Here is a 13,013-nt window from a genome sequence, read left to right as displayed (position 1 = left end):
TAGTGCCCGTTTACGGGCGGCCAAGTAAGGACTTTTGCAGGTGGCAGATTGACGTGCGTGCCCTTGCACGCCGCTAGTATTGTAGGGCTACGCCCGTATATGAAGAACCGCCGGCTTCGCCGGCGGGTCCCTTTTTTGTGTTTATTTCGAAAAGTGACTGGCGAAAATTTCGAAATCTTCGGGGGTGGTGAGCTTGTCGTTCGCGGCGTTGCCCTTCACGATGTAGACGTTTTCACCGAAGTATTCGAGGATGCTCGCTTCGTCGGTGGGCGTGAAGTTCAACGGCTCGGCGGCGATGCGGGCGTATAGTTTTTTCAAGAGCGCGACGGAGGCTGCCTGCGGGGTCTGCGCGAGCCACACGGTGTTCCTGTCGATGGTGTTTTCGACCTTGCCGTCTTTTGCGATCTTGATGGTGTCCACTGCGGGTTTCGCCACGAGGCAACTGCCCTTGGTTATAAGCGTTTCGCAAACGTTACGGATAATCTCTTCGCTGATGAAGGGGCGGGCCACGTCGTGGACCAGTGCGTATTCGGCGCCACTCGTGAGTGCGTTGACGCCGTTTTCGACGGATTGCCAGCGTTCGGCACCGCCTACGACGATTTTCAGCTTGGGGTGGGAGAAATCCTTTTCGAAATGATCCTTCCAGTCGGCGGGGACGGCCATCACGACTTCGGCGATTTCGTCCATCTTGAGGAAGGTCTCCAAACAGTAGCGGTAGACGGGCTTGCCGCCCAGAAGCATGAGCTGCTTGGGGATGTTTCCGCCCATGCGCTTGCCGAGTCCACCGGCGGGGAGGACTGCCGCGAAACGGCCTTTGAGGGCGTCCGGAGTGATTTTCGAGTTGGAAATATCGCCTGTCATGCAATAAAATGTAGAAAAAATGGATTTTTTGCGCTCCATCTCTTGACGAACCGCTTGTTTTTATCTAAATATGAAAATATGAATATGTGTTCATATATCAAAACGGCGATTTTAGCCAAGGCGGCGAGGTAGCTTATGCAGAACGTGAATCTGGATACCCTGTTCGAGCTTTCGGAATTCTTCCGCATTTTCGGTGATACGACGCGAATCCGCATTATCCAGCTCCTGATGGAACACGACGTTTCGGTGAATGATATTGCCGACATGCTCGGGCTCGAACAGTCAGTGGTGAGCCACCAGCTGAGAATTCTGCGCACGGCGAACCTCGTGAAGCCGCGCCGCGAGGGGCGCAAGATGTTCTACGCCCTCGATGATGAACACATCGGTGAAATTTTTAACACGGGCCTGACCCACATTCTCCACAAGAAGAAGGGGAAATAAACATGGAATCGTTTGCGAATATCTTTGGCGAATTCGTTCATGAGTTCATCACGCTGTTTTCCGAGATGGCGCCGTTCTTGCTGCTCGGTTTTTTGCTTGCGGGAATTTTGCACGTGTGGGTGCCGAACCACCTGTACGTCCCGAAGATTTCTAAGTCCAATTTCATGTCGGTGCTGTGGGCTGCGCTTTTCGGCGTCCCGCTGCCGATTTGCAGTTGCGGCGTGATTCCCACGTCGATTGCGCTCCGCAAGGAAGGCGCGAGCAAGGGGGCGAGCGTAAGCTTCCTCATCTCGACTCCGGCGACGGGCGTGGATTCCATACTGGCGACGTACTCGCTGCTCGGCCTGCCTTTCGCGATACTGCGCCCGATTGCGGCTTTCGTGACGGCGCTTTTTGGCGGCGTGTTCACGAACATCGCTACGCGCGGTGAATCTGAAAATGTCCATGTGCAGAATGAAACCGTTGATTTCGACGATTGCGATACTGAGCACCATTGCGGTTGCGGGCATTGTGAAGAAGAGGAACACGAACATGAACATTGCGGTTGTGGCGATGACCATCATGAACATCATGATCATTGCGGGTGTGGTGATAAGCACTGCGGTTGCGAGTCGCGCGATGTTCGCCAGATGACCTTCGGGCAGAAGGTGGCCGAGACGTTCCGCTACGGGCTCGTGAACATGGTGGGCGATGTGAGCAAGTGGCTCTGCATCGGTCTTGTGTTGGGCGCCTTGATTTCGGCGTTCGTCCCGAACGAACTGTTCCTCACGTTGCGCGATTACCCGCTGCTCTGCATGCTGGCCGTTCTCGTGCTGGCGATGCCGATGTACACTTGCGCGACGGGTTCCATCCCGCTGGCGCTCGCTCTCGTGGCGAAGGGAATTACACCCGGTGCGGCCCTCGTGCTGTTGATGGCCGGGCCCGCGACGAGCATCGCGAGCATGCTCGTGGTGGGGAAGGCTTTTGGCAAGCGCACGCTGGTTGCCTACCTGCTTTCCATTGCTGTTGGCGCTATCGGTTTCGGCCTGATTGTCGATACGTTCTTCATGGACACGTTCCTTTCGGCGATGTTGCCGCACGGTTCCGCCGAATGTCACGGCCACGGTGCTTTAGGTGTATTCGATTACATCTGCGCGGGCTTGCTGGCGGCGTTCATGATTTATGCGAAGTTTGCGCACAAGGGTTGCGGCGGACACTGCGGCTGTGATCACGAAAGCTGCGGTTGCGGCCATGACCATGAAGGCCATGAACACGGAGATGCGTGCCATTGCCACGATGACCACAATCATGAAGGTCATGAACATTGCGATGGTCACTGCGATCACCCCGAAACAAGTTCGGGGCAGGCTCAAGAACCGGTGGTCAAGACCTACAGAGTTCTCGGCATGAGTTGCAGCCATTGCAAGGCTTGCGTCGAGAAGGCTGTTTTCAAGTTGGATGGCGTGGTTTTCGTCGAGGCCGACGTGAGCCGAAAGGAACTGCTAGTCAAGTGGCACGACGAAGACGACGTGAACGAGGCTGCCCTGAAAACGACTGTCGAAGAAGCCGGCTTTGAATTCGGCGGCGCGGTTTAATTCGTGCGGATTTTAAAGGCCGAATTTAACGCCTGTAAAAATTGCGGCGCAGTTTAACACACACAATAATTGCGGTTTAAACTTCGCCGATTCTCATGAGTTTGAGTAGCGGGATTCCCGCCTCGCGGCTATCGCTCAAGCTGATATCGAAATCGATGCTCCAGTCGTTGAATTCTTCTTCGTCCTGGAGCATTTGCTGTACATGCATCGTGTCGCCTTCGTAGGTGACGATGGTGTGGGCGAGGGCACGGCCTTCCACGTCCAGGCGGAACTTGTGGTGTTCGGCGGTGTAGCTGGCCATGATTTCTAGCAGGCGCTTTTCGGTCCACGGCGTTCCTTCTGCGTCGGCGAGCATTTCGCCTTCGTCGAGGTCATCGGCAAGGCTGTCGAGAACCGTGGTGAAGTCCTGCTTGGCGAGGTTGCCCATGATCTGGAAGATGCGCTGGCGCACCATGCCGAGGAAACGCTTCTTGTCGTAAGTGATATCGGCGGCGGCCTTGTCGGCACCGAAAGCCTTCTCGGCTTCGTCTTCGGCGGTACCCGCCTCCAGACGCTTCTGGTAGTCTTCGGGGTGGGCCATCTTTTCCCATTCTTCCAGCAGGCTCGAGTCGGTGCGGCGAATCATGTCGCCGAGGTAGTCCTGCATCTCGAGCAGTTCCTCGTTCTTGTAGCCATCGGGAACGGTTTGCGAGAGAACCTTGTACACGTAGTTCAGGTGCCGCAGCAAAATCGCTTCCATGCGCTGCAGGTTGTACTGCTTCACGTATCCGCTGAAGGTGCTGAAGTTCTCGAACATCTCGCGCACGATGCTCTTGGGTTCTACGTTCACGTCGACCCACGGGTGCACTTCCGCAAAAGCGTTGTACGTGTCGTAAATGAAGTCGCGCAGCGGCTTGGGGTACTCGACTTTTTCGAGTTCTTCCATGCGCTGGTTGTATTCCATGCCTTGCGCCTTGAGTTCGTTCAGGCGCGCTTCACGGGCTTTGCTCTGCTGGATGCGGAGAATGGCATCGGGGTTCTCGACGATGCATTCGCATAACGTGATTACGTCGAGCGCGTATTCCGGCGAATCCTTGTCGAGTTTCGGGAGCGTGTCGAGCAGGTAAAGCGAGAGCGGCTGGTTCATCGCGAAGTCGTCCTGCAAGTCCATGTTCACGCGCAGGTGGCTGTAACCGGGAGCCACGGGCTTCACGAATTCGATAATCTTTTTCTCTACGAGGCTGCGGAACAGCATGAAGGAGCGGTGCTGCAACTGCTTTTTGCTGGCGGCGCTCTCGTGGCAATCTTTCAACAGGTTGCGCATGGCGCGGCAGCCGTCGGTTTCGCGGCTCAATATGTTCAGGAGCATTCCGTGGTCTACGCGGAAACTCGACGTGAGCGGTTCGGGCTGCGCGTCGATCAGGCGTTTGTACGTGCTCTCGTCGAAGGGAACGTAGCCGTGCTCGGGCGGTTTCCTCTTCTGGAACTTCTTTCCGGTCTGGCGGCTCTTGGCCTCGAGTTTCATGTTCTCGATGACGTGCTCGGGGGCCTGCGCCACCACGTAGCCCACGTCGTCAAAACCCTTGCGCCCTGCACGGCCCGCAATTTGGTGAAAGTCTCGTGCGGTAAGGATGGCCGTCTTGTCGCCGCTGTACTTGCAGAGCTGCGTGAAGAGCACCGTGCGGATGGGGACGTTCACGCCTACGCCGAGCGTGTCGGTACCGCAGATGACTTTCAATAAACCTTTTTGTGCGAGCTTTTCGCAGAGGATGCGGTACTTGGGCAAAAGTCCCGCATGGTGCAGACCGATTCCCTGCTTGAGCCAGCGCTTGACATCCGGGCCGTAAGGGCTGCTGAAGCGAACTTCCTTGATGGCCTCGTTTATCGTTTGTTTTTCTTCCTTGCTGCAGAGGTCGAGACTCATGAAGTTCTGCGCGTTGCTTGCGGCTGCCGCCTGCGTAAAGTGTACCACATAGACGGGAGCCTTGCCCTCGTTCACCAACTTCTGAACTTCGGTCGAAATTTCGGAGGTGCTGTAGCTGAAGTCGAGCGGCACGGGCCTCTGCGTAGAGCGTACGGTCACGGTCTCGCGTTCGGTATGCTTCGTCAAGTCGCGTTCAAAAAAATCGGTCGCGCCGACGGTCGCGCTCATCAGCAAGAATCGGCTTTGCGGGAGCGTGAGGAGTGGCACCTGCCAGGCGACGCCGCGTTCGCGGTCGGAATAGTAGTGGAACTCGTCCATCACCACGTCCATGATGTCGAGTTTTTCGCCCTCGTTGAGCGCCATGTTGGAGAGGATTTCCGCCGTACAGCACAGGATGGGGGCGTCGTGGTTCACGGTCGCATCGCCGGTAGAAAGCCCGACGTTCTCGGCTCCGAATTCCTTGCAGAGCGCCATCCATTTTTCGTTCACCAGCGCTTTGATGGGGCAGGTGTACACGCTCTTGCGCCCGTGCGCGATGCTGTCGAAGTGGAGCGCCAGGGCGACCATCGACTTGCCGGAACCCGTGGGGGTATTCAATATGACGTTCTTCCCGTCCAAAAGTTCGAGGATGGCCTCTTCTTGCGCGGGATAGAGCGTGGTCCCGCGGGACTCCGCCCATTGCATGAAAGCGTCGAGCAAGTCTTCGGATGAAACCTCTCCGTTTGTGGCTTGCGGAATAAAATCTTTCAGGGCTTTGCGGGCGTTTTCACTCATGCGGGTAAAGATAGTTTTTTTCCGGATGAGCCGAATTTGTTACATTTTATAGTCGAGGCCCCTAGAACAGGATACATTATGAAAGGAATCGTACTCGCCGGAGGCTCCGGCACGCGCCTGTACCCGCTGACCATGGTCACGAGTAAACAGCTCCTGCCCGTTTACGACAAGCCGATGATTTATTATCCGCTGTCGACGCTTATGCTGGCGGGTATCCGTGACATCCTGATTATTTCTACTCCGACGGACTTGCCGAATTTCGAGCGCCTCCTCGGTGACGGTTCCGCGATGGGCCTCAATCTGAGTTACAAAGTGCAGCCCAGTCCCGACGGACTTGCGCAGGCGTTTATCCTGGGCGAGGAATTCATCGGTGACGATTGCTGTGCGATGGTGCTCGGCGACAACATTTTTTACGGGAACGGCTTCAGCCCGCTTTTGAAGGCCGCGGTGAAGAACGCCGAAGAAAACGGACGCGCGAGCGTGTTCGGCTACTACGTGGAGGACCCGGAACGATTCGGTGTCGTTGAATTTGACGACAAGGGCAAGGTGATTTCGGTCGAAGAAAAGCCGAAGGAACCCAAGAGCAACTACGCCATCACAGGCCTTTACTTCTATGACAATCGCGTCTCGGGATTCGCGAAGGCCCAGAAGCCCAGCGCCCGCGGCGAACTCGAAATTACGGACCTCAACAAGACGTATCTCGACATGGGCGAGTTGGATGTGAAACTCCTCGGTCGTGGATTCGCATGGCTCGATACCGGTACGATGGACAGTCTCATCGAAGCGGGCGAGTTCGTGAAGATGGTGGAAAACCGCCAGGGTATCCAGATTTCTGCCGTCGAGGAAATCGCCTACATCAACGGCTGGATTTCCAAGGAAAAACTGCTGGAATCTGCCGCCAAGTACGGCAAATCCCCCTATGGTCAGCACCTGCGCAAGGTCGCGGAAGGAAAGATAAGGTATTAATTTATGAAACGTTCTATCGTCATTACCGGCGGTGCGGGCTTTATCGGGAGCCACGTGGTTCGCCTGTTCGTGAACAAGTATCCGGACTACAAGATCATCAACCTCGACAAGCTCACTTACGCGGGCAACCTCGCGAACCTCAAGGACATCGAGGGCAAGCCGAACTACAAGTTCGTGAAGATGGACATCTGCGATTTTGACGCGTTCTACAAGCTCATGCAGGACGAGCATGTCGACGGCATTATCCACCTTGCGGCCGAAAGCCATGTGGACCGCTCCATCAAGGACCCGTTCACCTTCGCAAAGACAAACGTCATGGGCACATTGAGCCTGTTGCAGGCCGCGAAGCTCTATTGGGAAAGCCTCCCCGAAAAGTACGAAGGCAAGCGCTTCTACCACATTTCCACCGATGAAGTCTATGGTGCCTTGAAGATGAACCACCCGGAAGGAATCACGCCTCCGTTCACGACGACTGCTTCGAGCTCCGAACATCACCTGGCTTATGGTGACGACTTCTTCTACGAGACGACGAAGTACACGCCGCATTCTCCGTATTCCGCTAGCAAGGCGGGTTCCGACCACTTTGTGCGCGCGTTCCACGACACTTACGGCATGCCGACCATCGTGACGAACTGCTCCAACAACTACGGCCCGTACCAGTTCCCCGAAAAACTGATTCCGCTCTTCATCAACAACATCCGCCACAAGAAGCCGCTGCCGGTTTACGGCAAGGGCGAGAACGTGCGCGACTGGCTCTTCGTGGAAGACCACGCCCGCGCCATCGACGTGATTTTCCATAACGGGAAGATTGCCGAGACGTATAACATTGGTGGCTTCAACGAATGGAAGAACATCGACATCATCAAGGTCGTCATCAAGACGGTGGATAGATTGCTCGGTCGTGCCGAAGGCGAAGACATGAACCTCATCACCTACGTGACGGACCGCCTGGGCCACGACGCCCGCTACGCGATTGACTCCACCAAGCTCCAGAAGGAACTCGGCTGGGAACCGTCTCTGCAGTTCGAAGAAGGCATCGAGAAGACGGTGCGCTGGTACCTCGACAACCAGGAATGGCTCGACAACATCACGAGCGGCGACTACGAAAAGTATTACGAAAAAATGTACGGGAATAGATAGCCTACGTGTCATCCTGAGCGAAGCGAAGGATCTATAGGAGATTTAAAATGGGAAAGTTTAATTTCATCAAGACCTCCATCGAGGGCGTGACGATTGTAGAGCCGACGGTCTTCGGCGACCATCGTGGTTATTTCATGGAAACCTACAACAAGGCGGAATTCGATGCCGCCGGTCTCGACATGGTCTTCGTGCAGGATAACGAATCCAAGAGCAAGAAGGGCGTGCTCCGCGGGCTGCATTTCCAGAAGAAAAACCCGCAGGGCAAACTTGTCCGCGTAATCGATGGCGAAGTTTTTGACGTGGCGGTGGACTTGCGCAAGGGTAGCCCGACGTTCGGCAAGTGGGAAGGCGTGACGCTTTCTTCCGAAAACAAGAAGCAGTTCTACATTCCCGAAGGTTTTGCCCACGGGTTCGTGGTCCTCAGCGAAACCGCAACTTTTGTTTACAAGTGCACCCGCCTGTACGACCCGAAGGACGAAGGCGGCCTGATGTGGAACGACCCCGCCATCGGTATCGAATGGCCGGTCGGGAACGGCTTTGAACCGCTCCTTTCCGAAAAGGACACGAAGAACCCCGCCCTCAAGGACTTGGGCTTCGCGTTCGAACTATAGCGCCTTCTCTCCATAGGGATAACTCGCTGTCTGTGGACCACCGGCGGACGGTCAATTTTCTATTTTATGTAGTAATGAAGAACATACTTGTTGTTTGTACAGGTAATATCTGTCGTAGTCCTACGGGAGAGTACCTGTTGAAAAAGGAATTGGGTGAAGGCTTTAAGGTGATGAGCGCCGGGCTCGGTGCGCTTGTCGATCATCCTGCGCACGAAATTAGTCAGAAGATTGCTATGCAGCATGGCGTTGACATGAGCGCCCATCGCGCTCGCCAGATAAATCTGGATATCCTCAAGTGGGCCGATTTGGTTCTAGTAATGGAAAATGGCCATAAGGTGGAACTTCAACGCCGTTATCCGGATATGGGCGAAAAGATTCACCGCTACGGCGAGGCGCAGCAGGTGGATATCCCTGACCCGTACCGCCGTCCCGAAAACGCTTTCGTGCTTGCATGGAATTTTATTTCGAAACTGACTCCTTATTGGGTAGAGAAGATTAAAAAGAGCGAGGACAAATAATGAAGAGGTTGTATTGCTTGTTGGCCGGCTTGGCCGTCGTTTTAGCGGGATGCTCTCTGGGACCGCAAATGCGAATGAATGTCCCGGACGAAACAGCGGAAGGTTCCATAGATTACAATGGCATCAAGGTGGTCGTTCACTCTATCGAAACGGGTGATTTTGGTATCGGAGCTTCAGCCGACGTCGATTCTTCATCGTCCGGTGCAAGGGATCTTTCCGACTTGATTGTTGATTCCCTTCCGAGCCTGGAATACCGCATTGGTCCTCTGGACATGGTCCAGGTGGTGGTGTGGGAACACCCGGAACTTACGTCCCCGATGGGCCAGTACCAGCCGGCAGGCCAGCGTGTGACGACCGACGGTATGCTTTTCTACCCTTATGCAGGCGAGATTAAGGCTGCGGGCCTCACAGCTCAGGAACTCCGTACCGAAATCACGAAGCGTCTATCCGACAAGATTCTTAACGATCCGCAGGTCGATGTGCGCGTGACGGGTTACAACAGCCTCAAGGCGTTTATTTCCGGTGCGGTAAACAAGCCGGGATTTGTTCCTTTTAACGAAATGCCGATGACGATTCCGAACGCTATTGCTGCTGTGGGTGGTTTTGCCGAAGAAGCGGATCCGTCTCTCTTGCAACTGCGCCGTGGCGACAAAGTCTACAGCATTAACTACCTGGAAGCTTTTAGGACGAACCTCCCGCTTGACCGCATCTTGCTTAAACCCGATGACCAGATTTTCGTTCCGGCACTTTCCGAAACGCAAAAAGAAAATCGCGTGTACGTGATGGGTGAAGTCGCAAGGACGGGAATCGTGAACGTGAACCAGGGGAAGCTTTCTCTTGTCGAAGCTCTGGCCACATCTGGTGGCTTGAATGCGAGTACGGCTTCGGCTAGGCTGATCTATGTTATCCGCAATACGTCTGAAACGCGGATAGACGTGTTCCATTTGGATGCGAAGAACGCGATGGCCTTGGCCATGGCCGAAAGGTTCAACCTGAATGCGCGTGATATTGTTTATGTGGATGCTTCTGGCATTGCAACGTGGAACCGCATTATTGGTCAGATTCTTCCGACTGTCAACGGTGTGTACAATGGCATCGCTGCCGCTCGCAACGTAGAACTTATCATGAACGGCAAGTAGGGTCGAAAATAATAGAGGTTTAGCGTTATGATTAACCTGATTCTTTGTGGTGGTTCGGGCACGCGCCTTTGGCCTGTGAGCCGTTCTCTGATGCCCAAGCAGTTTGCACCGCTCTTTGACGGGCAGTCTCTCTTCCGTAAGACTGTCGTCACGAACTCTGCCGTGTGCGAATCGCAGTTCATTGTCTCCAACGCCGACCAGTTCTTCCTCGCGAAGGACCAGCTCGAGGCGGAAGGCCATAAGGGAAGCAAGTTCCTCCTGGAACCCGTGGGCCGCAACACCGCTCCCGCGATTGCGCTTGCTTGCCTTACGATGGACCCTGAGACTATCGTACTCGTGTCTCCGTCGGATCACGTGATTCGTAAGAAGGATGCGTACAAGTTAGCGCTGCTTCGCGCTGAGGAACTCGCCCAGGCGGGGAATCTCGTGACGTTCGGCATCACGCCGACAAGCCCCGAGACGGGTTACGGCTACATCGAGGCCGATGGCGAGAACGTGAAGCGCTTCGTGGAAAAGCCCGATCTCGCTACTGCCGAGAAGTACCTTGTGGCTGGCAACTTCTACTGGAATAGCGGCATCTTCTGCTTCAAGGCCAAGACGTTCCTCGAGGAACTGGGCAAGTATTCTCCGGATATCCTTGCCGCCTCCAAGGCTGCGCTCGAAAATGCCCCGATCGAAGAAGGCGAACCCATCCGCATCGACCGCGACGACATGCTCGCCATCCCGAGCAACTCCATCGACTACGCCGTGATGGAAAAGTCCAAGAAGGTGAAGGTCGTCCCGAGCGACATCGGCTGGAGCGACCTTGGAAGCTTTGCAAGCCTTTACGGCGAATACCCGCACGACGAAAACGGCAACAACTTGAACCAGCGCCACATCGCGGTTGGTTCCAAGAACTCCCTCGTGCTGGGAACGCAGCGCGCCATCGCGACTATCGACCTCGACAAGATGCTCATCGTCGATACTCCGGACGCCCTCCTCGTGGCTCCGCTCAGCAGCAGCCAGAAGGTGAAGAAAGTCGTGGAAGAACTCAAGGCCCGCGGCTCTGACCTCATCAACGTGCCGCAGACGGTGAGTCGCCCGTGGGGTACGTACTCCGTGCTGGAATCCTCCGAACGCTACAAGATGAAGCGCATCGTGGTGAAGCCGGGCAAGCGCCTCAGCCTGCAGAAGCACCTGCACCGTTCCGAACACTGGGTGGTCGTGAGCGGTACCGCTACCTGCACTGTCGGCGACAAGGTGTTCTACGTGCGCCCGAACGAATCGACCTACATCCCGGTGGGTGAAGTCCACCGCCTGCAGAACGAAGGCAAGCTCCCGCTTGTCATCGTGGAAGTGCAGGTGGGCGAATACACCGGCGAAGACGACATCATCCGCGTGGAAGACGACTTCCATCGTTGCAAGTAACGTCCCGAGTCACCCTGACGAAGGTCAGAACAGGGACACCCCGAGTCACCCTGACGAAGGTCAGGGTCGACAATAAACGAAAAAAAAGGCTGGTTCAAAACCAGCCTTTTTCAATTCTGTATTAAGCGCGTTCCTTAGAACTGGCTCAAGAACCTCTGGTCGTTCGCAGTCAGCAAGCCGATTTCCGGAATCGCGTGGCGCAGCATCGCGATACGGTCGAGGCCGAAGCCGAATGCAAAGCCCGTGTACTTCTCGGAATCGATGCCGCAGTTCTTGAACACGTTCGGGTCCACAGAACCGCAACCGCCGATTTCCATCCAGCCCGTGCCCTTGCAACGGCGGCAACCCTTGCCACCGCAGAACACGCAGCTCACGTCCATTTCCGCAGACGGTTCCGTGAACGGGAAGAAGCTCGGGCGGAAACGCGTCTTGACGCCTTCGCCGAACAGCTTGTTCATGAACACCTGGAGCACGCCCTTGAGGTCGGCGAAGCTGATGTTCTCGTCGACCACCAGGCCTTCGCACTGCTGGAACATCGGGGCGTGGGTCGCATCGTTGTCCACGCGGAACACGTGGCCCGGAGCAATCATGCGGAACGGCGGCTTGTGCGTTTCCATGTAGTGGATCTGCGTGCCGGAAGTGTGCGTACGCAGCATCACCTTGTCGTCCACGTAGAAGGTGTCCTGCATGTCGCGGCTCGGATGGTCGGGCGGCGTGTTGAGCGCCTCGAAGTTGTACCAGTCCGTCTCGATGTCGCGGCCGAAGTCCACCTCGAAGCCCATCTGGCTGAAGAAGTCGATAATCTCTTCGCGCACGTCGTAGAGCGGATGCGTGCTGCCGGCGGGAATCCCTGCGCCCGGGAGCGTCGTATCCACAAAACCGCTTTCCAGCTTCTTCTGGAGCGCGGCCTGGTTCGCGGTCTCGATAGCCTTGTCGATGGCCTCGGAGACGGCGACCTTAAGTTCGTTCACGAGCTTGCCGTAAGCCGGACGTTCCTCGGCGCTGAGCGTGCCCATCTGCTTCATGAGGTCGGTGACGGCCCCCTTCTTGCCCAGGTACTTCACGCGGAGATTGTTGACGGCTTCTTGGTTCGTAAGGTCGGTCTGCGCAAGTTCTGCGTCAAACGCCTGCTTCACATTGTTAATAGCTTCACTCATAGTGGGCTCAAATTTAGCAAAAGGCGAGCGCCGTGACAAAGCGATTTTTCGCTTTGGCATGGCCGAGCCGAGCAAAATGCGCTCCAAAGGAGCGCCAAGATAGAAAAAAAATAAAAGCAGATTCCGGCTCGGAGGCCGGAATGACATTTCGTGAGCCAAGCGTGACTCGTATTGACGAGTCGTGATGGCGACCTTTGATCACTTAGCGCTTTAGCGCTTATGTGAGCATGGCCCCCCTTGCGGGGGTAGCGGGGCGAATACGTAGGTTCTTTTTAGGGCTATAGAGCCGAGCGGTCTGTAAAGGGGGAAGAATCCCCCTGATTGCAGCCCCGGTGTGCTGTCACCCTGGAGCGTAGTGATAGGGTCTACCGGGTCTTCCATCACCCCCTCGCCTGAACTGACCCCAAAAAGTTGGACAGTTTAAAGTTAGGATAAAACAGCGTTATGAGTCCGGTATTGTACAGGACTCATTCCGTTTAGGCGCAGTTTTATCCGGTCATTGTTGTAGTATTCAATATATTT

The 13,013-nt window shown here is 55.5% G+C and carries 12 protein-coding genes; 8 read left to right on the top strand and 4 right to left on the bottom strand.

All coding sequences use genetic code 11. From position 1 onward, the window contains the following. Window positions 1-141: 141 nt before the first annotated feature. Entirely contained in the window at window positions 142-861 is a 720-nt protein-coding gene (ispD, locus tag IK012_RS10665) for a 2-C-methyl-D-erythritol 4-phosphate cytidylyltransferase (RefSeq protein WP_173378412.1), read from the bottom strand. 135 nt (window positions 862-996) lie between these two features. Here ispD and IK012_RS10660 point away from each other — a divergent pair, with 135 nt between their 5' ends. Together IK012_RS10660 and IK012_RS10655 are read left to right on the top strand one after the other, a co-directional pair. Further along, window positions 997-1,302, top strand: a complete 306-nt coding sequence (locus IK012_RS10660; RefSeq protein ID WP_088637668.1) for a helix-turn-helix transcriptional regulator — start codon at window positions 997-999, stop codon at window positions 1,300-1,302. Window positions 1,303-1,304: 2 nt separating this feature from the next. Further along, window positions 1,305-2,876: an SO_0444 family Cu/Zn efflux transporter gene (locus IK012_RS10655; protein WP_290954209.1), complete on the top strand. Its 1,572-nt coding sequence runs from the start codon at window positions 1,305-1,307 to the stop codon at window positions 2,874-2,876. 76 nt (window positions 2,877-2,952) lie between these two features. Here the strand turns inward: IK012_RS10655 and IK012_RS10650 are convergent, their stop codons facing one another. Then, a complete protein-coding gene (locus IK012_RS10650) occupies window positions 2,953-5,553 on the bottom strand; it encodes an RNA helicase (protein WP_290954206.1) in 2,601 nt (866 codons plus the stop codon). A gap of 78 nt (window positions 5,554-5,631) precedes the next feature. Between IK012_RS10650 and rfbA the strand changes: the two genes are divergently transcribed. The 6 genes from rfbA to IK012_RS10620 all read left to right on the top strand — a co-directional run bounded on the left by rfbA (window position 5,632) and on the right by IK012_RS10620 (window position 11,334). Beyond that, the gene (gene rfbA / locus IK012_RS10645) at window positions 5,632-6,519 is read left to right on the top strand and encodes a glucose-1-phosphate thymidylyltransferase RfbA (RefSeq protein WP_290954203.1); all 888 of its coding nucleotides are present in this window, start codon (window positions 5,632-5,634) and stop codon (window positions 6,517-6,519) included. A 3-nt stretch (window positions 6,520-6,522) separates the two neighbouring features. Then, window positions 6,523-7,659, top strand: a complete 1,137-nt coding sequence (locus tag IK012_RS10640; RefSeq protein ID WP_290954200.1) for a dTDP-glucose 4,6-dehydratase — start codon at window positions 6,523-6,525, stop codon at window positions 7,657-7,659. A 47-nt stretch (window positions 7,660-7,706) separates the two neighbouring features. Beyond that, a complete protein-coding gene (rfbC, locus tag IK012_RS10635) occupies window positions 7,707-8,270 on the top strand; it encodes a dTDP-4-dehydrorhamnose 3,5-epimerase (RefSeq protein WP_290954198.1) in 564 nt (187 codons plus the stop codon). Between the two features lie 74 nt (window positions 8,271-8,344). After that, window positions 8,345-8,788, top strand: coding sequence for a low molecular weight protein-tyrosine-phosphatase (locus tag IK012_RS10630; protein WP_173344387.1), 444 nt, complete (start codon window positions 8,345-8,347; stop codon window positions 8,786-8,788). A 68-nt stretch (window positions 8,789-8,856) separates the two neighbouring features. After that, window positions 8,857-9,927 carry a polysaccharide biosynthesis/export family protein gene (locus IK012_RS10625; RefSeq protein WP_290954194.1) on the top strand — a complete coding sequence of 357 codons (1,071 nt, stop codon included), beginning with the start codon at window positions 8,857-8,859 and terminating at the stop codon, window positions 9,925-9,927. A 27-nt stretch (window positions 9,928-9,954) separates the two neighbouring features. Continuing rightward, window positions 9,955-11,334 (top strand): mannose-1-phosphate guanylyltransferase/mannose-6-phosphate isomerase, encoded by a 1,380-nt coding sequence (locus tag IK012_RS10620; protein ID WP_173378405.1) that lies wholly within the window; start codon window positions 9,955-9,957, stop codon window positions 11,332-11,334. Between the two features lie 134 nt (window positions 11,335-11,468). Here the strand turns inward: IK012_RS10620 and pheS are convergent, their stop codons facing one another. Both pheS and IK012_RS10610 read right to left on the bottom strand, forming a co-directional pair. Continuing rightward, complete coding sequence (pheS, locus tag IK012_RS10615; protein ID WP_290954190.1) at window positions 11,469-12,491, bottom strand: phenylalanine--tRNA ligase subunit alpha; 1,023 nt, start codon at window positions 12,489-12,491, stop codon at window positions 11,469-11,471. A 426-nt stretch (window positions 12,492-12,917) separates the two neighbouring features. Then, on the bottom strand, window positions 12,918-13,013 hold a 96-nt coding region (locus IK012_RS10610), incomplete at its 5' end, for an IS3 family transposase (RefSeq protein ID WP_290951517.1).

This window comes from Fibrobacter sp. (assembly GCF_017551775.1).
GTDB lineage: Bacteria > Fibrobacterota > Fibrobacteria > Fibrobacterales > Fibrobacteraceae > Fibrobacter.
Note: the sequence above shows the minus strand (reverse complement) of the source record. Positions and strands in the feature narration are given on the sequence as shown.